Source organism: Ralstonia mannitolilytica (genome assembly GCF_905397375.1).
GTDB lineage: Bacteria > Pseudomonadota > Gammaproteobacteria > Burkholderiales > Burkholderiaceae > Ralstonia > Ralstonia mannitolilytica.
Window position 1 is genome coordinate 1 of sequence record NZ_CAJPVG010000015.1, and the last position, 21,489, is coordinate 21,489.

18 protein-coding genes and 1 pseudogene are annotated in these 21,489 nt (G+C 65.0%); 13 read left to right on the top strand and 6 right to left on the bottom strand.

Translation table 11 applies throughout. From position 1 onward, the window contains the following. Positions 1-65: 65 nt before the first annotated feature. The 3 genes and pseudogenes from KHN96_RS20490 to argA form a co-directional block, all read right to left on the bottom strand. A pseudogene (locus tag KHN96_RS20490) lies at positions 66-206 on the bottom strand (IS3 family transposase); the annotation flags it as partial. Positions 207-319: 113 nt separating this feature from the next. After that, positions 320-595 (bottom strand): oxidative damage protection protein, encoded by a 276-nt coding sequence (locus KHN96_RS20495; protein ID WP_045786616.1) that lies wholly within the window; start codon positions 593-595, stop codon positions 320-322. Between the two features lie 125 nt (positions 596-720). Continuing rightward, entirely contained in the window at positions 721-2,127 is a 1,407-nt protein-coding gene (gene argA / locus KHN96_RS20500) for an amino-acid N-acetyltransferase (RefSeq protein ID WP_045786617.1), read from the bottom strand. A 68-nt stretch (positions 2,128-2,195) separates the two neighbouring features. Here argA and hrpA point away from each other — a divergent pair, with 68 nt between their 5' ends. The 6 genes from hrpA to KHN96_RS20530 all read left to right on the top strand — a co-directional run bounded on the left by hrpA (position 2,196) and on the right by KHN96_RS20530 (position 10,851). Continuing rightward, a complete protein-coding gene (gene hrpA / locus KHN96_RS20505) occupies positions 2,196-6,164 on the top strand; it encodes an ATP-dependent RNA helicase HrpA (RefSeq protein ID WP_062737524.1) in 3,969 nt (1,322 codons plus the stop codon). A gap of 116 nt (positions 6,165-6,280) precedes the next feature. After that, complete coding sequence (locus tag KHN96_RS20510) at positions 6,281-7,276, top strand: YVTN family beta-propeller repeat protein (RefSeq protein ID WP_045786619.1); 996 nt, start codon at positions 6,281-6,283, stop codon at positions 7,274-7,276. Between the two features lie 12 nt (positions 7,277-7,288). Further along, positions 7,289-8,107, top strand: a complete 819-nt coding sequence (locus KHN96_RS20515) for a polysaccharide deacetylase family protein (RefSeq protein ID WP_062737525.1) — start codon at positions 7,289-7,291, stop codon at positions 8,105-8,107. A gap of 1 nt (position 8,108) precedes the next feature. Then, complete coding sequence (locus KHN96_RS20520; RefSeq protein WP_062737526.1) at positions 8,109-9,083, top strand: sterol desaturase family protein; 975 nt, start codon at positions 8,109-8,111, stop codon at positions 9,081-9,083. Positions 9,084-9,159: 76 nt separating this feature from the next. Then, positions 9,160-10,017 carry an EI24 domain-containing protein gene (locus KHN96_RS20525; RefSeq protein WP_045786622.1) on the top strand — a complete coding sequence of 286 codons (858 nt, stop codon included), beginning with the start codon at positions 9,160-9,162 and terminating at the stop codon, positions 10,015-10,017. A gap of 15 nt (positions 10,018-10,032) precedes the next feature. Then, positions 10,033-10,851 carry a competence/damage-inducible protein A gene (locus tag KHN96_RS20530; RefSeq protein WP_062737527.1) on the top strand — a complete coding sequence of 273 codons (819 nt, stop codon included), beginning with the start codon at positions 10,033-10,035 and terminating at the stop codon, positions 10,849-10,851. A gap of 16 nt (positions 10,852-10,867) precedes the next feature. Here KHN96_RS20530 and KHN96_RS20535 read toward each other — a convergent pair whose 3' ends face one another. Next, positions 10,868-11,344: a rhodanese-like domain-containing protein gene (locus KHN96_RS20535; protein WP_045786624.1), complete on the bottom strand. Its 477-nt coding sequence runs from the start codon at positions 11,342-11,344 to the stop codon at positions 10,868-10,870. Positions 11,345-11,814: 470 nt separating this feature from the next. Here KHN96_RS20535 and KHN96_RS20540 point away from each other — a divergent pair, with 470 nt between their 5' ends. From KHN96_RS20540 to ntrC, 4 genes are all read left to right on the top strand, one after another. Next, positions 11,815-13,230 carry a 3-hydroxylaminophenol mutase gene (locus tag KHN96_RS20540; protein WP_045786625.1) on the top strand — a complete coding sequence of 472 codons (1,416 nt, stop codon included), beginning with the start codon at positions 11,815-11,817 and terminating at the stop codon, positions 13,228-13,230. Between the two features lie 174 nt (positions 13,231-13,404). Continuing rightward, positions 13,405-13,920, top strand: a complete 516-nt coding sequence (locus KHN96_RS20545) for a hypothetical protein (RefSeq protein ID WP_062737528.1) — start codon at positions 13,405-13,407, stop codon at positions 13,918-13,920. Positions 13,921-13,924: 4 nt separating this feature from the next. Then, complete coding sequence (gene glnL, locus KHN96_RS20550; protein ID WP_045786627.1) at positions 13,925-15,109, top strand: nitrogen regulation protein NR(II); 1,185 nt, start codon at positions 13,925-13,927, stop codon at positions 15,107-15,109. Positions 15,110-15,158: 49 nt separating this feature from the next. Beyond that, the gene (ntrC, locus tag KHN96_RS20555) at positions 15,159-16,661 is read left to right on the top strand and encodes a nitrogen regulation protein NR(I) (protein ID WP_045786628.1); all 1,503 of its coding nucleotides are present in this window, start codon (positions 15,159-15,161) and stop codon (positions 16,659-16,661) included. 110 nt (positions 16,662-16,771) lie between these two features. Here ntrC and KHN96_RS20560 read toward each other — a convergent pair whose 3' ends face one another. Continuing rightward, positions 16,772-17,095 (bottom strand): hypothetical protein, encoded by a 324-nt coding sequence (locus KHN96_RS20560; protein WP_045786629.1) that lies wholly within the window; start codon positions 17,093-17,095, stop codon positions 16,772-16,774. Positions 17,096-17,233: 138 nt separating this feature from the next. Next, complete coding sequence (locus KHN96_RS20565; protein ID WP_062737530.1) at positions 17,234-18,127, bottom strand: HAD family hydrolase; 894 nt, start codon at positions 18,125-18,127, stop codon at positions 17,234-17,236. Between the two features lie 212 nt (positions 18,128-18,339). Here KHN96_RS20565 and ugpB point away from each other — a divergent pair, with 212 nt between their 5' ends. The 3 genes from ugpB to ugpE all read left to right on the top strand — a co-directional run bounded on the left by ugpB (position 18,340) and on the right by ugpE (position 21,476). Next, positions 18,340-19,656, top strand: a complete 1,317-nt coding sequence (ugpB, locus tag KHN96_RS20570; protein ID WP_062737531.1) for a sn-glycerol-3-phosphate ABC transporter substrate-binding protein UgpB — start codon at positions 18,340-18,342, stop codon at positions 19,654-19,656. Positions 19,657-19,729: 73 nt separating this feature from the next. Beyond that, a complete protein-coding gene (gene ugpA, locus KHN96_RS20575) occupies positions 19,730-20,611 on the top strand; it encodes a sn-glycerol-3-phosphate ABC transporter permease UgpA (protein ID WP_062737532.1) in 882 nt (293 codons plus the stop codon). A gap of 16 nt (positions 20,612-20,627) precedes the next feature. Next, positions 20,628-21,476, top strand: coding sequence for a sn-glycerol-3-phosphate ABC transporter permease UgpE (gene ugpE, locus KHN96_RS20580; protein WP_045786633.1), 849 nt, complete (start codon positions 20,628-20,630; stop codon positions 21,474-21,476). Positions 21,477-21,489 lie beyond the last annotated feature (13 nt).

Here is a 21,489-nt window from a genome sequence, read left to right on the forward strand (position 1 = left end):
CTTGTAGTACGCCTGGCGGCTGATGCCGATGTATCGGCAGGCCCGCTCGACACTCAGCCCTTGGACAGCACCGTCGAGCGACCCTGGATTGCGTACCGCTGCTGCGCCTGCTTGTAGCTCAGTTCGCCTCTTTCGACCTGCTCCACGACCGACAGCGTAAAACCGAGACTGTAGTCCCGCTGCGTTCGCTTCTTTGCCCCTTGCATCTTGACTCTCCTTGCTCCACCAGGAAAAAGTGTCAACCTTATTCAGGACGGGTCAGCCAACAAAAAAAGCCGTTCAGCGCATACTGAACGGCTTTTCTGCTCTTCAGGGCGGATCAGGCCGAGGGCGGGGGCACGTAGCCGGAAGCCTGGTCGGCGCCTTCACCAAAGAAGTACTTTTCCGTTTGCTTGAGCAGGTACTGGCGGGCGCGGGAATCCGCCATGTTCAGGCGGTTTTCGTTGATGAGCATGGTCTGGTGCTTGAGCCAGCCGGCCCAGGCTTCCTTCGACACGCTTTGCCAGATCTTCTTGCCCAGTTCGCCGGGCAGGGGCGGGAAGTCGAGGCCTTCGGCTTCCTTGTTGAGCTTGACGCAGTGGACCATGCGGGCCATGGGGTTCCTCTCTTTGACTCTTGTGGCGGATGCGTCGCCATGGGGCGCGCGCGAATCCCGCTATTGTAAGGCGCGCAGCCGGTTCGCCTGCGATTCCGGCACGCCGCTCGGGGACATACCGCGGCTCAGAGCTTCTTCATCAGCACCATCGAGCGCCGCTGCCAGTTGTACAGCTTGCGGCGGTCTTCCGGGAGATCGTCCACGCTGGCGCGCACGAAGCCGCGCTTGAGGAACCAGTGTTCCGTGCGCGTGGTGAGCACGAACAGGTGCTTGAGGCCGATGGCGCGCGCGCGCGCCTCGATGTGCTTGAGCAGGCGTTCGCCGTCGCCGGTGCCCTGGCTGTCGGGGGACACCGTCAGGCACGCCATTTCGCCCACGCCTTCCTTCGGGTACGGATACAGCGCCGCGCAGCCGAAGATGATGCCGTCGTGCTCGATGACCGAGAAGTTGGCGATGTCGCGTTCGAGCAGGCGGCGCTCGCGCGGCACGAGTGTGCCGTCTGCTTCCAGCGGCTCGATCAACTGCACGATGCCGCCCACGTCGTCCAGCGTGGCTTCGCGCAGGTATTCCAGGTCGGTGTGCGAGACCATGCTGCCCACGCCATCGTGCAGGAAGAGCTCCAGCAGGATGCTGCCGTCCAGCGCGAACGGAATCAGGTGCGCGCGGCGCACGCCCCCGCGCATGGCCTTGACGATGTGCTGCAGGTAGTACGCCACGTCGTGCGACAGGCTGCCGTCGCGCAGGCGCTCGATGGCCATCTCCATCGACAGATCCTGCTGCAGCTTGCCCACCCGGTCCACCAGGCCTTGCACTTCAGTGATGAAGATCAGCTTGTCGGCCTTGAGCGCCGCGGCCGTATTGGCGGCCACGTCTTCCATCGACAGGTTGAACGCCTGCCCCGTCGGCGAGAAGCCCAGCGGCGAGAGCAGCACGATCTTGCGGTTCGACAGCGATTGCTGGATCGAATCGGCGTCGATCTTGCGCACGAGCCCGGTGTGCTGGAAGTCCACCCCGTTGACGATGCCGACCGGCCGCGCCGTCACGAAATTGCCGGACACCACCGAGATGCGCGCGCCGGCCATCGGCGTGTTGGGCAGCGCCTGGCTGAAAGTCGCCTCGATATCCAGGCGCAGTTCGCCCGAGGCCTCCTTGGCCGATTCAAGCGCCGCGTTGTCGGTCACGCGCACGCCGTCGACAAACTGCGTCTGCACGTTGCGCAGCGCCAGTTGCTCTTCCACCTGCGGGCGCGAGCCGTGCACCAGCACGATGCGCATGCCCATGGCGTGCAGCAGGGCGACGTCGTTGACCAGCGAACCCAGCATGCCGGCCTTGACCAATTCGCCGCCAAATCCGATGACGAAGGTCTTGTCGCGGAACGCATGGATGTAGGGCGCCACGGCACGCAGCCAGTCGACAAACTGCTGCTGTTCTGGCGTGGGTGCAATCGGGGCGACGTCGGGGGCTGGCGTGTGGGCGACCAGCGAAACACTGGGCGGAACGCCGGCGGCGGGGGCGGAGGAACGAGCGGTCACGGGCGGGGGCAGGGTAGGCGCAGAGCGCGGCCGGTGCAGGAAAGATGCGCGGATTATAATCCCGGCCGATGTCAGATTCCCACGCCCGGCCGCGCTCTGCGGCACCCTCCCGACCGCAGCCCCACGACGCCAACCGGCCTGCACGCCAGCCGGGCGGTGATGGCCGCCGCCCGCGCCGCCCCACGCCGACGCCGGAAGCGCTCGCAGCCGCCCTCGAGGCCCGCCGCGCACGCGCCAATCCCGTTCCGCCGATCACGTTTCCGGAAGCGCTGCCCGTGTCGGCCCGGCGCGACGAAATCGCCGGGGCCATCGCCAAACACCAGGTGGTAATCGTTTCCGGCGAGACGGGCTCGGGCAAGACCACGCAGCTGCCCAAGATATGCCTGTCGATCGGGCGAGGCATCGGGGCGGGTGGCACCGGGCTCATTGGCCATACGCAGCCCAGACGGATTGCCGCCACGTCGACCGCCAAGCGCATCGCGCAGGAGATCGGCACGCCGGTGGGCGAGCACGTCGGCTTTCAGGTGCGCTTCAACGACACGCTCTCGGCGGGCGCGTCGGTCAAGCTGATGACCGACGGCATCCTGCTGGCCGAGACGCAGAACGACCCGCTGCTGCGCGCGTACGACACGATCATCATCGACGAGGCGCACGAGCGCAGCCTCAACATCGACTTCCTGCTCGGCTACCTGAAGCAGTTGCTGCCGCGCCGGCCCGATCTGAAGGTGATCATCACCTCGGCGACCATCGACGCCCAGCGGTTTGCCGAGCACTTTGCGGGGCCGAAAGGGCCGGCGCCGGTCATCGAGGTCAGCGGCCGGCTGTATCCGGTCGAGGTGCGCTATCGCCCTGTTCAGCGCGACGAGAATGACAAGGACCGCGACCTCTATGACGGCATCGTCGACGCGGTGGACGAACTGGCCCGCGAAGGCCCCGGCGACGTGCTGATCTTCCTGCCCGGCGAGCGCGAGATCCGCGAAGCAGCCGAGGCGCTGCGCAAGCACCATCCGGCGCATACCGAGATCCTGCCGCTGTTTGCGCGGCTGTCGGTGCAGGAGCAGGAACGCGTGTTTCGCCCGTCCAACGCGCGGCGCATCGTGCTGGCCACCAACGTGGCGGAGACGTCGCTCACGGTGCCGGGCATTCGGTATGTCGTCGATACGGGGCTGGCGCGCGTCAAGCGCTATTCGTATCGGAACAAGGTCGAGCAATTGCAGATCGAGCCGGTGTCGCAGGCCGCGGCGAACCAGCGCGCGGGCCGTTGCGGCCGGGTGGCCGACGGCGTGTGCATCCGTCTGTATGAAGAGGCCGATTTCATCGCGCGGCCGCGCTTTACCGATCCGGAGATCCTGCGATCGTCGCTGGCGTCGGTGATCCTGCGCATGAAGGCGCTGCGGCTGACCGACGTCGAGCAGTTTCCGTTCATCGAGCCGCCGCTGGGCCGGGCGATTGCGGATGGCTACCAGCTCCTGCAGGAACTCGGCGCCGTCAACGACGAGAATGCGCTGACCCCCCTGGGCAAGCAGATCGCCCGCCTGCCACTGGACCCGCGTGTCGCGCGGATGATTCTGGCCGGGCGCGACCACCAGTGCCTGCGCGAAATGCTCATCATTGCGAGCGCGTTGTCGGTGCAGGATCCGCGGGAGCGCCCGCAGGAGTTGCAGCAGCAGGCCGACCAGGCCCACCGCGAGTTTGCCGACGAGAAGTCTGAATTTCTCGGTTGGGTGAAGTTGTGGAAGTGGTTTGAAGAGGCGGTCGCGCACAAGAAATCGAACAAGCAGTTGCAGGAGAATTGCCGCGCGCATTTCCTCTCGCACGTACGGCTGCGAGAATGGCGCGATGTACATTCGCAATTGCACACCACGGTGGCGGAGCAGGGCTGGAAGCTCAACGAATCCGAGCCGACGTACGAGCAACTGCATCTGGCGCTGCTGACGGGCTTGCTCGGCAACATCGGCGTGCGCATTGAAGAGGCCGACGGCAAAGGCCGCGAATACCTGGGCGCACGCGGCATCAGGTTCTTCCTGTGGCCCGGTTCGGCCATCGCACGCAAGGCCGGCAAGTGGGTGGTGGCGGGAGAGCTCGTGGAGACCAGCCGCCTGTTCGGCCGCACGCTCGCACGCATTGAGCCGGAGTGGGTCGAGAAGGTCGGCGCGCACCTGCTGAAGGTGTCGTGGAGCGATCCGCATTGGGAGAAGAAGGCCGGCCAGGTGATGGCCTTCGAGCGCGGCACGCTGTACGGCCTGCCGATCTACCAGCAGCGCCGCGTGCATTTCGGGCCGATGCAGCCGAAGGAGGCGCGCGAGCTGTTCATCCGCCGGGCGCTCGTCGATGGCGAATTCGAGACGCGCCTGCCCTTCTTTGCGCACAACCAGCGCCTGGTGCGCGAGATCGAGAATCTCGAGCACAAGTCCCGCCGGCAGGACGTGCTGGTGGACGACGAACTGATCTACGCGTTCTACGACAGCCAGATTCCGGCGGACGTCTACCACACGGTTTCGTTCGAGCGCTGGTATGCCGAGGCGGCCAAGGGTAATCCGAAGCTGCTGTACCTGAATCGCGATGACCTGATGCGGCACGAGGCGGCCGGCATCACCACCGACCTGTTCCCCAAGACGCTGCCGATCGCCGGCATCGACATGGGCCTGACGTACCACTTCGAGCCCGGCAGCCCGCGCGACGGCGTGACGCTGACGGTGCCGCTGTATGCGCTCAATCAGGTGCCCGCGCAGCGGGCGGAATGGCTGGTGCCCGGCATGCTCAAGGAGAAGGTGCACCTGCTGCTCAAGAGCCTGCCGCAGAAGCTGCGCCGCCATTGCGTGCCGCTGCCCGATTACGCGGCCGGATTCGTCTCGCGTGTGAAGCTCGGCGACGGCGATCTGCTGGACCGCCTGATCGCCGACGTGCGCGAGCAGACCGGCACGCCGCTCAAGCGTGCCGACTTCAAGCTCGAAACGCTGCCCGCGCATCACTTCATGAACTTCAAGGTGATCGACGAGCACGGCCGCCAACTCGACATGGGCCGCAACCTGGCCCAGCTGCGCGCGGAACTGGGCGGGCGGGCGCAGCAGACGTTCCAGTCGATCGCCGCCAAGGACGCGGCCGTGGCCGGCGCGCAGGATGGTGCCAAGCCGGCCAAGAGCAGCAAGGGCGACGCACCCTCGAACGCTGCGCTGTATTCGGGTCTCACGACGTGGAATTTCGGGGCATTGCCGGAGTTGCTCGAAATCCGCAAGGGCAACCAGACGCTGTTCGGCTACCCGGCACTCGTCGACGCCGGCGATCACTGCGACGTGGAAGTCTTCGACGACCCCGCCGAGGCGGCACGCATCCACCGCCTGGGCCTGCGCCGGCTCTTTGCGATCCAGCTGCGCGAGCCGTTGAAGTACCTGGAGAAGAACATCCCCGGCCTGTCGCAGATGGCGATCCAGTTCATGAACCTGGGCACGCAGGATGAACTGCGTAACCAGATCCTGGACGCCACGCTGGAGCGCGCCTGCCTGCAGGACCCACTGCCCACCGATGACGCCAGCTTCGGCGCCCGCAAGGACGAGAGCCGAGCACGCCTTACGCTGCTGGCGCAGGAGATTGCGCGGCTGGTGGGCGCCATCCTGGCCGAGTACGCCCACCTGCCGCGCAAGCTGCAGATCGCCAAACCGTTTGCCGCCGCCTATGCGGACATCGACGCGCAGTTGAAGGTGCTGATGCACAAGCGTTTCATCGAAGCGACGCCGTATGCGCAGCTGACGCATTTTCCGCGCTACCTCAAGGGCATCGCCCTGCGCATCGACAAGCTCAAGGCGGATCCCACGCGCGACACGCAGCGCATGCACGAGATGGCCCCGCTCATCCAGCAATACCAGCGCGCCGAGAAGGCGCTGCGCGTGCAAGGGCAGGGCGGCACCGACCCGCGCATGGAAGAGTTCCGCTGGATGCTGGAGGAGTTGCGCATCGCCTTGTTCGCGCAGGAATTGCGCACGCCCGTGCCGATGTCGGTCAAGCGGCTGCAGAAGGTATGGGAGTCGATGCAGCGGTAGCCCGGCTGTGCATTGTCTTGCGCGCTGAAAGTTCCCATTTTCTTTTTTGATTTGTGTCAGCGACCGCCTGAGGGCCGGCGTTAGAATGGCTGGCTAAGTCGCTGAATCTTCTCGTTATGTCCGCTGTGCGCGCCTCGTTTGCCTCCCGCTGGTTTTCCACGCTTGTCCTGTCGGCCGCCGCCCTGGCGGCAACGCATGCCGCGCGTGCTGAAGTCGTCACCGTGCTCAATTCGGGAGACGCCAGCGTCACCCTGATCGACAAGGACACCCGCAAGGTGCTGGAGACCTTCCCCGTCGGCAAGGAGCCGCACCACCTGATTGCGACACCAGACGAGAAATCGCTGATCGTGGCGAACGCGGTCGGCAACGATCTGGTGTTCCTCGACCCGATCACGGGCAAGATTCAGCAGCGGGTGCCGCGCATTGATGACCCATACCAGATCGGCTTCTCGCCCGACCAGAAGTGGTTTCTGACCACCGGCAACCGCCTGGACCGGGTCGACGTGTACCGCTGGGACGGCCATGCGCTCACCATCGCCAAGCAGATTCCCGCCGCCAAGACGCCGAGCCACATTGCGTTCACGGCCGACAGCAAGATCGCCTTCATCACGCTGCAGGATTCCAACGAGGTCATGGCCATCGACCTGCCCACGCAGACCGTGATGTGGCGCATGACCATCGGCTCGGCCCCCGCAGGCGTGTGGGTCACGACCGACCAGAAATACCTGCTCGTCGGCATGACGGGCGCGGACTACGTCGAAGTCATTGACTGGCGCAACCGCACCAGCGTCAAGCGCATCCAGACCGGCAAGGGTGCACACAACTTCCGCGCGCTGGGCGACAAGCGCCATCTGTTCCTGTCGAACCGCGTGTCAGGCACGATCAGCATCGTCGATCAGCAGACGCTGACCAAGGTGGGCGACATCACCGGACTGCCACCAGGCCCCGACGACATGGAACTCACCGCCGACGGCAAGCAGCTCTGGGTGACGTGCCGCTGGGCCAAGCGCGTGGCCATCGTTGACGTTGCCAGCCGCAAGGTGGTGGAAGAGATCAAGGTCGGCCGCTCGCCGCATGGCATCTACTTCCGTTCGCGCGCGCCGCTCATCTGAGGCGTGGTCATCATGAAGCCCGGCCTGATCCTGCGTACGGTGGCTGCCGCAGCGGCGCTGAGCCTGTGCGCGATCGCCACGGCTGCGCCGGGTGGGGTCAACGCCGGCGCCTGCAAGGGCACGGTGTACCTGACGTTCGACACGGGCAGCATGAGCCAGGCGCAGCTGATTGCCGACACGCTGCGCCGCCACCGCGTCCACGCCACGTTCTTCCTTGCCAACGAGAAGACGATCCACGGCGACAGCACGCTCGATGACGGATGGGTGCCGTACTGGAAATCGCTCGCGGCCGACGGCCACGCTTTCGGTACGCACACCTTCGATCACGTCTACTACAAGGGCGAGGCTGGCGCCGGCAAGGTCCGCTTCCGCCCGCAGTTCGGCGAGCAGGGCGGCCGCAGCGTCGTCTGGGGCGAGCCCGAATTCTGCGCCGAACTCAAGCGCAGCGCCGAACGCTTCAAGGCCATGACCGGCCAGCCGATGGACCCGCTGTGGCGCGCGCCCGGCGGCCATCTTTCTGCGACGACGGAACGCTGGGCCCAGCAATGCGGCTTTGCGCATGTGGCATGGGCGCCGGCGGGCTTTCTCGGCGACGAGCTGCCGTCCGAGCGGTATTCGAATGCGGCCTTGCTCGACAAGGCGCTCGCGAGCCTGCGCGATGGCGACATCACGATGGCGCACCTGGGCATCTGGTCGCGCAAGGACCCGTGGGCGCCCGCCGATCTGGAGCCGCTGATCACCGGCCTGGAGCGCAAGGGTTTCTGTTTTGCCACCCTGCGCGATCATCCGCAGTACAAGGCCTGGTTTGCCGCTCACCCGGCGGCACACTGACATGTTCGACTGGATTGCCGACACCTTCACGCAAGCGCAGGACCTGCTGTTTCAGCATGTCGTGATGCCGCTCACCTATGCCATCGGCCTCGGCGGTTATGTCGAGGATGCCTACCCCGGCACCGAGTGGCTACTGATGGGTCTCCTGCAGATCGCCGTGTTGCTGCTCGTCTTTCGTCCGCTGGAGCGTTGGCGTCCCGTAGAGCCGATGCACGATCGCAAGGCCGTGCGCGCCGATGTCATCTATACGCTGTTCCACCGGCTCGGCTTTTTTCCGCTGCTGATGTTCTTCACGCTGCAGCCGCTCATCGATGCGCTGGACGGCGAGCTGCGTTTCTGGGGCTGGGCGCACCTGAACGTGGAAGACTGGTGGCCGGGCGTGACGTCCATCGCCATCGTGAGCTTCCTGGTCTATCTGGTGCTGTTCGACCTGCTCGACTACTGGTATCACCGGCTATCGCACAAGTTCCACTGGTGGTGGAGCCTGCATGCGCTGCACCACAGCCAGCGGCAGATGACGCTGTGGTCGGACGACCGCGCTCACATCATCGACGACGTGCTGCGCGGCGCGGTGTTTGCCATCGCGGCGCTGGTCATCGGCGTCGAGCCTTCGCAGTACGTGCTGCTGGTCGCCATCTCGCAACTGCTGCAGAGCCTGCAGCACGCCAACGTACGTTTGCACTTTGGCTGGCTCGGCGAGCGGCTGCTGATCTCGCCGCGCTTCCACCGGCTGCACCACGCCATCGGGCTGGGGCACGAGGTGCCCGGCAAGCCGGGTGTGCTGGGCGGCTGCAACTTCGGCGTGCTGTTCCCGTGGTGGGACATGCTGTTCGGCACCGCCGTCTTCTCGCCGGAGTACCACGCCACCGGCATCCGCGATCAGCTTCCGGCGCCGCAAGGCCGCTCACGCGACTACGGCCGCGGCGTGCTGCGCCAGCAGTGGCTGGGCATCAAGCGGCTTTTCGGCCGCGCCTAAGTGCGAGCGAAGCAGCGCGCGCGTCATGTCGGCGCGCTGTGCTAGGCTGTCCGCTCGCAGATTCTCCGATTCCCGCATGAACGACCTGATTCGCTCGTTTGGCCGCGCGCTGCTGTCGCAACTGCATCCGCGCATGCTGTTCCTGACCGTGCTGCCGTTTATCGTGGCCCTGGTGGTGTGGGGCGGCGTTCTGTATTTCGGCTGGGATGCCATGAACGGCATGGCCCGGAGCGCCGTCGAAAGCTGGGCCTTCATGGGCTGGATCAAGAGCGGCCTCAGTGCCATCGGCATGACGGGCCTGTGGTCGGCCGTCGCACCGCTGCTTGTCATCACGTTGCTTGTGCCGGTGATCGTCGTGTCGATCCTCGTCTTTGTGAGCGTGACGTCGGTGCCTTCGGTCATGCGGTTTCTCGATCGCAGCTACCCGCAGCTCGAACGGCGCAAGGGCGGCTCCATCGCGGGTAGCGTGCTGCATGCGCTGCTGTGCACGGCCGTGTTCATCCTGGTGGCGATTCTTACGCTGCCGTTGTGGCTGATCCCTCCGTTCTTTGCCCTGATCCCGCCCTTGCTCTGGGGCTGGCTCACGTATCGGCTGATGACCTACGACGCGCTGGCTGACCACGCCAGCGCAGACGAGCGCCGAGCGATCATGCAGCGCTACCGGCTGCCGCTGCTGGGCATCGGCATTGCGGTCGGCATGCTGGGCTCGGCGCCGACACTGCTGTGGGTGTCGTCGGTGGTGACGATCGTGCTGTTCCCGATCATCGCCATCGCGGTCATCTGGCTGTATGTGCTGATCTTCATCTTTTCGGCGCTTTGGTTCGGGCACTTCTGCCTGCGCGCGCTCACGCGGTTGCGCGCAGAGGCACCCCCTGCACGCCGGGTCGAGGCATCGGTCATCGACGTGCACACCATTGAGCTGCCCCGCGACTAAGCAACAAGGACTGACATGGCTTTCGGCATGATCATCATCGGCGACGAGATCCTCTCCGGCCGCCGCGAAGACAAACACCTGCGCAAGCTGATCGAAGTGCTTGGCGAGCGCGGCCTAGCACTGGAGTGGGCCGAGTACGTTGGCGACCAGCCCGCGCGCATCACCAGCGTGCTCAAGCGCACGTTCGCCAGCGACGACGTGGTGTTCTGCACCGGCGGCATCGGTGCCACGCCCGACGACCACACGCGTCAATGCGCCGCCGCGGCGCTCGGCGTGCCGCTGGAGCTGCACAGCGAAGCGCGCGAACTGATCACCCAGCGCATCATCGACACGGCCGGCGGCGATCCCGTCAAGGCGGATATCTCCACGCCCGAAAACCAGCATCGCTTCAAGATGGGTGAGTTTCCAAAGGGCGCGCGCATCATCCCGAACAGCTACAACAAGATCCCCGGGTTCTCTGTGGCGCATCACCACTTCATGCCGGGCTTTCCGGTGATGGCGTGGCCGATGATGGAGTGGGTGCTCGACACGTATTACGCCGACCAATTCCACAGCGCGCCGCGCGAAGAGCGATCGTTCCTGGTGTTCGGCCTGCCGGAGTCGCGGCTGACACCGCTGATGGAGCGCATCGAAGCCGAGTTCGACGGCGTGAAGGTCTTCAGCCTGCCGAGCGTCGGCGATGCGGCCCGCGGCGAGCGCTATGCCCGCTCGCACATCGACCTGGGGGTAAAGGGGACGCCCGAGGCCGTGGCGCGCGCCTACGCGGTACTGCGAGAAGGCGCGCTGGCGCTCGGCGGCGAGATCTTCGAGGCGGACGCCGCAGCGGCCTCCTGACCAGGCCCGAGCCGGTTTACGCGCCGTGCCACGGCAAGCCGCGGAAGCACCAGCCTTCCACGGTCTTGCGGTGGCCTTCACTGTCCTTCGCGCCTTCGAAGCCTTCCAGTACGTCCATTGCCAGCGTGTAGCCCGCTTGTGCAGCGGCGGCGGCGGCGTGCTTGGAGCGTGCAGCGCTGCGGCACAGGAACAGCACGGGTGCGTCCTTCGGTACAGCCGCTTCCAGAGCGTTCAGGAAGTTCGGGTTGCGCACGCCGCCCGGATACTGGTTCCACTCCACATGCACGAACTGGCCCGGCGCAACATCTGGCGTGCCCACCCAGTCCAGCTCGGCGCGCGTGCGCACGTCCACCAGCCGGGCCTGCGGGTCGGCAGCCAGGAGCGCAGCAGTCTCCTGCGGTGACAGCGCCCCGAAATACGGCAGCTGATCGGCCTGGCGGCGCGCGGCGGCGGCTTCCAGCAGGGACTCGCGAGTGAGTGTGGTGGCTGTCATGGCATCGGACGGCGAAATGGAAAGCGATCATTTTAGCGCTGGGCCCCTGTGGCGCGGGCGAAAATCCCCGTAATGGTGCCATCATGGTTCGCTCGCACTCAAATAGTGCTGATTCGGTTTTTATGCACCGCCTTCGTGCATTGGCTATGCTGGTCAGACAGCCTGCCGGCTCACCGTGGTGCGGCGTCGGAGCCGGGGCGGTCCGGTCGGGAACGCGACTCTCCCGCCCGGGGCCTGGGCTCCTGCGGGCCTGCACTGTTTGCGGGAGCGCATGCCCCTCGGCGGACGGAAATTGGCATGGTTTCTGCTAAGATTCCCGCGGTCTTTTTCAGGGGCGTCGGGCCATGCCGGGCGACCTTGCCAGAAAGAAGATGTTTCGGGGGTGAGCGCGAGTTGCAGCCGATATGGCAGCGATCCGTCACACAACCGGCTCACAATGATTTGCGTTATCGCGCTACCAGGAGAATGGCATGTCCCAAAGCATTGCAGACGTGATGAAGCTCGTGAAGGAAAACGACGTCAAGTTCGTCGATTTCCGCTTCACCGATACCAAGGGTAAGGAGCAGCACGTCTCGGTCCCCGTTTCGCACTTCGGCGAAGACAAGTTCGAAAGCGGCCACGCCTTCGACGGTTCGTCGATCGCCGGCTGGAAGGGCATCGAAGCGTCGGACATGCTGCTGATGCCGGATGCCAGCACCGCCCACATCGACCCGTTCTACGAAGAGCCGACGCTGGTGATGACCTGCGACGTGATCGAACCGTCGGACGGCAAGGGCTACGACCGCGATCCGCGCTCGATCGCCAAGCGCGCTGAAGCCTACCTGAAGAGCTCCGGCCTGGGCGACGCCGCCTACTTCGGTCCGGAACCCGAATTCTTCATCTTCGACGGCGTGACGTGGAACGTCGACATGCAAGGCTGCTTCGTGAAGATCCATTCCGAAGAAGCACCATGGTCGTCGGGCAAGGAGTTCGAGCACGGCAACTCGGGCCACCGTCCGGGCAAGAAGGGCGGCTACTTCCCGGTTGCCCCGATCGACACGTTCCAGGACATGCGTTCGGAAATGTGCCTGATCCTGGAATCGCTGGGCATTCCGGTTGAAGTGCACCACCACGAAGTGGCTGGCCAGGGCCAGAACGAAATCGGCACGAAGTTCAGCACGCTGGTGCAACGCGCCGACTGGACGCAACTGCAGAAGTACGTGATCCAGAACGTCGCGCACACCTACGGCAAGACGGCTACGTTCATGCCGAAGCCGGTCGTGGGCGACAACGGTTCGGGCATGCACGTTCACCAGTCGGTGTGGAAGGACGGCCAGAACCTGTTCGCGGGCAACGGCTACGCAGGCCTGTCGGAATTCGCGCTGTACTACATCGGCGGCATCATCAAGCACGCTCGCGCGCTGAACGCCATCACCAACCCGGGCACGAACTCGTACAAGCGCCTGGTGCCAGGCTTCGAGGCTCCGGTCAAGCTGGCCTACTCGGCGCGTAACCGCTCGGCTTCGATCCGTATTCCGTACGTGGCGAACCCGAAGGGCCGTCGTATCGAGACCCGCTTCCCGGATCCGCTGATGAACCCGTACCTGGGCTTCGCTGCGCTGCTGATGGCCGGTCTGGACGGCGTGCAGAACAAGATCCACCCGGGCGAAGCTGCCGACAAGAACCTGTACGACCTGCCGCCGGAAGAAGACGCAAAGATCCCGACCGTGTGCTCGAGCCTGGACCAGGCCCTCGAGTACCTGGACAAGGATCGCGAGTTCCTGACCCGCGGCGGCGTGTTCTCCAACGCCATGCTCGACGCCTACATCGAGCTCAAGATGGAAGAAGTCACGCGCTTCCGCATGACGACGCACCCGCTTGAGTTCGAGATGTACTACTCGCTGTAATGTGCCGCTGCCCCATGCGATGCAACCGTGGGGCAAGGACATGACATCGTTGAGGGAGAAGGGCGGCGCAGGTCGCCCTTTTCTGTTGGCGCGAGGGGTTTTGTGGCTAGAATGAGCGTCCGCCGCGTTTGCCGAACAGCGGCGCCCGATCGACGTTTCAGCCAGGTTCCACTCATGTTCCGTCCTTCCTCACGCATCGCATTCGGACTGCTTGCCACCGCTGCCGCGGTGCTTGCCACGCTGTCCGCGCAGGCCCCCGCGTACGCCGATGACGTCTATCTGTGCACCGGCCCGAACGGCGTGCCGGAGTACCGCAACAGCGGGAACGTCAAGGGGTGCCGGAAACTGACGCTGCCCGACGTGGTGACCGTGCCGGGGACGCGCAGCCCGCGCAGTGCCGGGGCCGCTCCGGCGCCGGCGCAGAGCAACGGTTTCCCGCGGGTGGACAGCGCCACGCAGAAGGCGCGTGACGGCGAGCGCCGCCAGGTGCTGGAAGCAGAATTGGCTGAAGAGGAGCGCAAGCTCCAGGCGTTGAAGACCGAATACAACAACGGCCAGCCCGAGCGCCAGGGCAACGAACGCAACTACCAGAAATATCTGGACCGCACCGCGCAGTTGAAGAGTGACATCGAACGCAGCCAGGCGAATGTCGACTCGATCCGCCGGGAGCTGGGCAATCTAAAGGAGTAGCTGAGTGACGCGTCGACTGATTCCCAAAGCGGCACGCCGCGATGTCCAGGAACAGACGACGCCTTCCGCGCCGTCGGCAGGTGTTCCCGAATCTCTCGACGGGCTGCCCTCCATTCCGTTTTCGCATGGCGCACCCCCGTCGTACCCCGGGCTCGACGCGGTGCCCAATCCCGTCCTCTTCGTCCGCCATCCGGCGCTGACGATCTTCTACGCCAACCCCGCCGCGGAAGCTGCCCTGGCCGTGTCACGTCGCCAGCTGGTGGAGATGTCGCTGCACGAGCTGTTTGCGGAGCCGTCCGAGCTGGCCGAGATGATCGCCACCGTGGCGGGGCGGCAGTTCGACGCCAAGCGCCGCGATGTGTCGCTCGAGCGCCTGGGCCAGGAGACGCTGCACGCGCACGCCGTGGTCGGGGCGATCGACTTTGCGCCGGGCGCGGTGCTCCTGGAGTTGCTGCCAAACGAGCAGAAGATCCGCAGCGAACGCGAGGAGCGCTTGCTGGACCTGTCATCCGCCAACAAGGAACTGATCCGCAACCTCGCGCACGAGATCAAGAACCCGCTGGGTGGCATCCGCGGGGCCGCGCAACTGCTGGAGTTCGAACTGCCAGAGCGCTCACTGCGCGAGTACACGCAGGTCATCATCAAGGAATCCGACCGGCTGCAGACGCTGGTTGACCGCTTGCTGGAGCCGCACCGGCACCCGCATATCGTGGGCGACGTGAACATCCACGAGGTGCTGGAGCGCGTGCGCTCCGTGGTGCTGGCGGAGTTTCCGCAAGGGCTGCGTATCGTGCGCGACTACGACGCGAGCCTGCCGGAGTTCCGCGGCGACAAGGAGCAGCTCATCCAGGCCGTGCTCAACATCGTCCACAACGCGGCGCATGCGCTTGGTCCCCGCATGGCCCAGGGCGATGCGGAAATCATCCTGCGCACGCGCGTCGCCCGCAAAGTCACGATCGCAAAACAGCTTTACAAGCTGGCATTGGACTTGCATGTCGTGGACAACGGTCCTGGTATCCCGGACGACATCCGCGAACGCATTTTCTTTCCGCTGGTGTCGGGGCGGGAAGGCGGAAGCGGGCTGGGCCTGACACTCGCGCAGACGTTCGTGCAGCAGCACGACGGTCTAATCGAGTGCGAGAGCAGACCGGGGCAGACCGATTTCCGTATTCTCGTGCCGCTGCATTGAAGCGGCGCGAGGGATCAGGCGAGACGAAGTCAAGCAGACGAACCAACACATGAAGCCAATCTGGATAGTCGACGACGATCAATCCATCCGCTGGGTCCTCGAAAAAGCGCTCGCGCGTGAGAGCTTGCTCTCGCGCAGCTTCACCAACGTGCGCGATGCGCTCAATGCGCTCGATGAAGAGACGCCGCAAGTCCTGATCTCCGACGTACGCATGCCGGGTGGCTCCGGGCTCGATCTGCTGCAGACCATCCGCGCGAGGCACCCGGGGCTGCCCGTCATCATCATGACGGCGTATTCCGATCTGGACAGCGCCGTCGCAGCGTTCCAGGGCGGGGCGTTCGAATACCTCGCCAAGCCGTTCGACGTGGACCGCGCGGTCGAGCTCATCCGGCGCGCGCTGGAAGAAAGCCTGCGTGAGGAAGAGATCGACGACCGCCTCGGCGATGCGCCCGAGATCCTGGGCCAGGCGCCGGCCATGCAGGATGTGTTCCGGGCGATCGGCCGGCTGTCGCAATCGAATGTGACCGTGCTGATCACCGGCGAATCGGGCACGGGCAAGGAGCTGGTGGCGCGCGCGCTGCACAAGCACAGCCCGCGGGCGAGCGGCCCCTTCATCGCGCTGAACACTGCCGCGATCCCGAAAGACCTGCTCGAGTCCGAGCTGTTCGGCCACGAGCGCGGCGCCTTTACCGGCGCGCAGACCATGCGCCGCGGTCGCTTCGAGCAAGCGGAGGGTGGCACGCTCTTCCTCGACGAAATCGGCGACATGCCGTTCGACCTGCAGACGCGCTTGCTGCGCGTGCTGTCGGACGGGCATTTCTATCGCGTCGGCGGCCACAATCCGCTCAAGGCCAACGTGCGCGTCATCGCGGCCACGCACCAGAACCTGGAGACGCGCGTCAAGGACGGCCTGTTCCGCGAGGACTTGTTCCACCGCCTCAACGTGATCCGCCTGCGCCTGCCGGCCCTGCGTGAGCGCCCGGAAGACATCACGCTGCTCGCGCGCCATTTTCTGCAGAAGAGCGCAAAGGAGCTGGGCGTCGAGCCCAAGCGCATGTCGGATGAGGCGCTGGCGCATATCGCGACGCTGCCGTTTCCGGGCAACGTGCGCCAGCTGGAAAACCTCTGCAACTGGCTGACCGTGATGGCGCCGGCGCAGATGATCGAGATCAAGGACCTGCCGGCGGACTTGGTGCGCGGCAGCGCGCAGATGCTGCCTGCCACGGGCGAGGGCGCGGCACGGCCGGTCTTCGTCAGCGAGCCGTCGCACGAGCCGTATGGCGCGACTGCGGCCAGCGACGTGCTGACGACCACCGTCGCCGCGGGCGCCTCGTCGACGGCGGGTTGGGAGCGCGCCTTGGCCGGCGAAGCCAAGGCCATGCTGGAGGCCGGTCAGCCCGACGTGATGGATCTCCTCACGCGCCGCTTCGAGAAGGCCATCCTGGAGGCGGCCCTTGGCGTCACGCGCGGCCGCCGCGTTGAAGCCGCGACGCGCCTGGGCATCGGGCGCAACACCATCACACGCAAGTTGCAGGAGCTCGGCTTCGACTGAAGCATCATCGAAGCCGGCTGCGCTGAATATCGTCGAGCTTGGCGATTGGGATTGGGCGGATTTCCGATGAGGGAATCCGCCTCTTTTTTTGCGTGAATGCCGTCGGGCGCTCAATGCAGGCTGTGCTTGAGCTGCGAGAGTTCCTGGTGCGTGCGCATCACCGCGGACTGCACGGTCTGGTCGACGTTGCTGGCGTTCTGGCAGGCCATCTTGGCGCGGTCGGAGCAGGCCTCGAGCTTGTCGACCGCCTCAATGAACGTCTGCTCGTTGCCGTCCTGCACACGCGAGTGACACTCGCGGGCTTGCTGGTCCAGTTCCTGGATCGACTGCTTCAGCGACTGTGGCACGTCCTGGTGCGTGGAGCACGTCCGTGCGAGTTCGGCGATGGTGTTCTCAGCGTGTTCGAACCGCTGCCGCAGTTCCTGGGTTTGCATGGGGAACCTCCTGTCGGGACGTTGAAAGGGCGCTGCCGCCGTCTGCACCGTTATGAGGCCGTCACGTGATGCAAAGCGGTGCAACGCCCAATTTCGGCGCAAGCACCGTGCCGCGTGCGGCAGGGAACGCAGGAGTGGTCAGGCGCGCGGCGCGGGCAGGGATGGCGGCCGCGCGGCAAGAATGCGCTCCGCCACTTCAGCGAAACCGCCGCCGCCTTCGGCCACGGTGAGGTAGGCGGGCGGCATCGGCAGGTGATCCATCACGTCGACCACGTTGGCCACGCCCACGGAGAGCGGAAAGAACTCGAACATCGCCGCATCGTTGGCCGAGTCGCCCACGAACACCCAGCGTTCGCGCTCGACGTGCAGGTCCATGCCGAATGCGCGGCGCGCGAGCGACACGCTGGCGCTGAGCTTGTCGTGCTTGCCGAACCAGCCGTTGACGTGGATCGAGCTCACCGTTGCATGCATGCCGTGCGTGCGCATGATGTCGACGATGTGCTGCACGGCGTGCGGGGGCAGCGGCGGGACTTGCTCCGCATGGTCGACGGCGAGATCCGCGGCATGCCACGCCTGGTCCGACGCCAGCGCCGAGCCCGGTACCGCGCGCCGGATCTCCGCGCCCACCTCGCGGATGCGCTCGAGATTGCGTGCGCGCGTCTGGGCATCGTCGACGAAATCGGTGGCGAGGTGCCCGCGCGAATCGACGCGCATGGCGAACGCGCCGTTCTCGCCGATCACCGCATCGACGGGCCACAGCCGCGCAATGACCTCGCACCACGCGATCGAACGCCCCGTCACAGGTACAACCTTGATGCCGGCGCGGTGCAGTCGCTCGAGCGCGGAGTACGTCAGCGCGGGGAGCTTGCCCCGCGTTGTCAGCGTGCCGTCCACGTCGGTGAAGACGCCGACGATGTTGCGCAGTGCATCATCGGGAAGCTGGCGCAGCGGTAGCGGAACGCGCCGTGCGGCAAGGACCGGCGCGGTTTCAGGCGAGTCGGGGGCGGCAGGTGTGGTGGGCGGAGCGAGCATGCTGCAAGTGCAAAAAAAGCGGGGAAAGATTGCCTTCAATCCATTCTAACGGCGCTTTGTCGGCAAGCTTTGGAGGGATTTCCCGATGTCTTTGTGACAGAAAGAGACGTAACATCCCGCTGTCATAAAAGTGTCCGACCGTTCGTTTAGAGTCGGCGCGCCGTGGGGCGGAGCGAGGCAGCCCGCCAGAACGTCGTAATACAGGAGAAACAATGACGATCAAAAGGATTGCGGGGGCGGCGGCAGTGCTGGCCGCGTGTACGTTTGCGCAAGGCGCGTACGCAGTGACGGAAATCCAGTGGTGGCATTCGATGGAAGGCGCCTTGAACGACAAGGTGAATGAGATCGCCAACAAGTTCAACGCGAGCCAGTCCGACTACAAGGTCGTGCCGGTCTACAAGGGCCAGTACGATGAATCGCTGGCTGCGGGCATCGCGGCCTTCCGCGCCGGCAATGCACCGGCCATCCTGCAGGTGTTCGAGGTCGGTACCGCAACGATGATGAACGCCAAGGGCGCCATCGTGCCGGTCGCCAAGATCATGAAGGACGCCGGCGAGAAGTTCGACCCGAAGGCCTACGTGCCGGCCGTGGCGGGTTATTACACGTCGAACAAGGGCGAGATGCTGTCGTTCCCGTTCAACAGCTCGACGACGATCATGTATTACAACAAGGACGCCTTCAAGAAGGCCGGCCTTGACCCCAACAAGCCGCCCGCAACGTGGCAGGAAGTGGCCATCGACGCAGCCAAGCTGAAGGCGGCCGGCTACTCCTGCGGCTACACGACGGACTGGCAGTCGTGGGTGCATCTGGAGAGCTTCTCGGCGTGGCACAACGTGTCGTTCGCCACGGAGAACAACGGCTTTGGTGGTGCAAAGGCTCGCCTGAACTTCAACGGGCCGGTGCAGATCAAGCACATCGAGAACCTGCTGGACATGCAGAAGAAGGGCTACTTCACCTACGCCGGCCGCAAGGACGAGCCGAAGGCGAAGTTCATCGCCGGCGAGTGCGCCATGCACACGGGTTCGTCCGCGGCGCTGGCGAACATCCGCAAGAACGCCAAGTTCAGCTTCAGCCCCGCGCCGCTTCCGTACGAAGCCGGCGTGGCGGGTGCCCCGCAGAACACGATCATCGGCGGCGCTTCGCTGTGGGTGATGGGCGGCCACAAGGCCGAGGAGTACAAGGGCGTGGCGAAATTCTTCACGTACCTGTCCCGTCCGGAAGTGCAAGCCGACTGGCACCAGTCGACGGGCTATCTGCCCGTGACGCTGGAAGCGTATGAGCTGACGAAGAAGTCGGGCTACTACGACAAGAATCCCGGCGCCGACGTAGCCGTCAAACAGATGATCGTCAAGACGACCGACAAGTCGCGCGGCATCCGCCTGGGCAATTTCCCTCAGATCCGTCAGGTGATCGACGAGGAGCTGGAAGCCGTCTGGGCCGGCAAGAAGCAGCCGAAGGAAGCGCTGGACGCAGCCGTTGCCCGCGGCAACGAGCTGCTCGCCCGCTTCGAGAAGACCGTCAAGGAATAAGCGCAGCCCTGCGCTTGTCGTCAACCGCCGGCCTTGCTAGCAGCAGGCCGGCGGTGCGTTTTTGGAATGTCGCATGGAAAAACGCGTCGTTTTCCGATCGCGCTGGCTGCCGTATGCGCTGGTGGCCCCGCAGATCGTCATCACCCTGGTGTTCTTCTTCTGGCCCGCAGGGCAGGCGCTGTATCAGTCGCTGCTGCGCCAGGACGCCTTCGGCATCAACCTCGAGTTTGTCGGGCTGGAGAACTTCCACGACCTCATTGCCGACCCGAACTATCTCGGCTCGTTCAAGACCACGGCGGTGTTTGCCATCGGCGTGACGCTGGTCGGGCTCGGGATCTCGCTGGCGCTGGCGTACTTTGCCGACCGCGCGCTGCGTGGGGCCACGTTCTACAAGACGCTGCTGATCTGGCCGTATGCGATTGCGCCGGCCGTGGCGGGCGTGCTCTGGAGCTTCCTGTTCAACCCGTCGCTGGGGATCGTGTCGTTCGTCATCCGCAAGATGGGCGTGGACTGGAACTTCGTGCTCAACGGCAACCAGGCGCTGCTGCTCGTGGTCATCATCGCGGCGTGGAAGCAGATCAGCTACAACTTCCTGTTCTTCCTGGCCGGGCTGCAGAGCATCCCCAAATCGCTGATCGAGGCAGCGGCCATCGACGGTGCCGGGCCATGGAGGCGCTTCTGGTCGATCATCTTTCCGCTGCTCTCGCCGACCACGTTCTTCCTGATGGTCGTAAACGTCGTGTATGCGTTCTTCGATACCTTCGCCATCATCGATTCGGTCACGCAGGGCGGCCCGTTCAAGGCGACCGAGACGCTCGTCTTCAAGGTGTACCAGGACGGCGTGCGCGGGCTGGACATCGGTGGCTCGGCGGCGCAGTCGGTGATCCTGATGGTGCTGGTGATCGTGCTGACGATCGTGCAGTTCCGCTACGTTGAACGCAAAGTCCAATACTGAAAGGAGGGCACACTTCATGATCGAACGCCGTCCATTCCTGGACTTCCTCACCCACGTCGTGCTGATCCTGGGCGTGATCGTCGTGGCGTTTCCCGTGTATGTGGTCTTCGTCGCCTCGTCGCTGACGGCCGAAGACGTGCTGCAGGCGCCGATGACGCTGATTCCCGGTCCGCACCTCATCGACAACTACAGCGAAGTGCTCACGCACGGCATGGGCAACTCCGCCACGCCGGTCGGCACCATGCTGATGAACAGCCTCATCATGGCGCTGGGCATCTCGCTCGGGAAGATCGCGATCTCCATCATCTCCGCCTTCGCGATCGTCTACTTCCGCTTTCCGCTGCGCAAGACCTTCTTCTGGCTGATCTTCGTCACGCTGATGCTGCCGGTGGAAGTGCGCATCCTGCCGACATACAAGGTCGTGTCCGACCTCGGCATGCTGAACAGCTACTTCGGCCTGACGATTCCGATCATCGCATCGGCGACGGCCACGTTCCTGTTCCGGCAGTTCTTCCTCACCATTCCGGACGAGCTTGCAGAAGCCGCGCGCATCGACGGCGCCGGCCCGCTCAAGTTCTTCTGGGACGTGGTCCTGCCGCTCTCGCGCACGAGCATCGCGGCGCTGTTCGTGATCCAGTTCATCTACGGCTGGAACCAGTACCTCTGGCCGCTGCTCATCACGACGGAAAAGAACATGACGCCGATCGTGCTGGGTGTGACGCAGATGATCTCGCGCTCCGGCGATTCCGCCACCGACTGGAACCTGCTAATGGCCGTCGTGATGCTCGCCATGCTGCCGCCTGCTGCCGTGGTGATCGGCATGCAGCGGTGGTTTGTGAAGGGCCTGGTGGAAACCGAGAAATAAAAGAATCGAAGAC

Bases quoted from the DNA above. Each gene is read 5' to 3' on its own strand.
- KHN96_RS20495 (WP_045786616.1), bottom strand. From the start codon at position 595: ATGGCCCGCATGGTCCACTGCGTCAAGCTCAACAAGGAAGCCGAAGGC.
- hrpA (WP_062737524.1), top strand. From the start codon at position 2,196: ATGTCAGATTCCCACGCCCGGCCGCGCTCTGCGGCACCCTCCCGACCG.
- KHN96_RS20510 (WP_045786619.1), top strand. From the start codon at position 6,281: ATGTCCGCTGTGCGCGCCTCGTTTGCCTCCCGCTGGTTTTCCACGCTT.
- KHN96_RS20515 (WP_062737525.1), top strand. From the start codon at position 7,289: ATGAAGCCCGGCCTGATCCTGCGTACGGTGGCTGCCGCAGCGGCGCTG.
- KHN96_RS20520 (WP_062737526.1), top strand. From the start codon at position 8,109: ATGTTCGACTGGATTGCCGACACCTTCACGCAAGCGCAGGACCTGCTG.
- KHN96_RS20525 (WP_045786622.1), top strand. From the start codon at position 9,160: ATGAACGACCTGATTCGCTCGTTTGGCCGCGCGCTGCTGTCGCAACTG.
- KHN96_RS20530 (WP_062737527.1), top strand. From the start codon at position 10,033: ATGGCTTTCGGCATGATCATCATCGGCGACGAGATCCTCTCCGGCCGC.
- KHN96_RS20535 (WP_045786624.1), bottom strand. From the start codon at position 11,344: ATGACAGCCACCACACTCACTCGCGAGTCCCTGCTGGAAGCCGCCGCC.
- KHN96_RS20540 (WP_045786625.1), top strand. From the start codon at position 11,815: ATGTCCCAAAGCATTGCAGACGTGATGAAGCTCGTGAAGGAAAACGAC.
- KHN96_RS20545 (WP_062737528.1), top strand. From the start codon at position 13,405: ATGTTCCGTCCTTCCTCACGCATCGCATTCGGACTGCTTGCCACCGCT.
- ntrC (WP_045786628.1), top strand. From the start codon at position 15,159: ATGAAGCCAATCTGGATAGTCGACGACGATCAATCCATCCGCTGGGTC.
- KHN96_RS20560 (WP_045786629.1), bottom strand. From the start codon at position 17,095: ATGCAAACCCAGGAACTGCGGCAGCGGTTCGAACACGCTGAGAACACC.
- KHN96_RS20565 (WP_062737530.1), bottom strand. From the start codon at position 18,127: ATGCTCGCTCCGCCCACCACACCTGCCGCCCCCGACTCGCCTGAAACC.
- ugpB (WP_062737531.1), top strand. From the start codon at position 18,340: ATGACGATCAAAAGGATTGCGGGGGCGGCGGCAGTGCTGGCCGCGTGT.
- ugpA (WP_062737532.1), top strand. From the start codon at position 19,730: ATGGAAAAACGCGTCGTTTTCCGATCGCGCTGGCTGCCGTATGCGCTG.
- ugpE (WP_045786633.1), top strand. From the start codon at position 20,628: ATGATCGAACGCCGTCCATTCCTGGACTTCCTCACCCACGTCGTGCTG.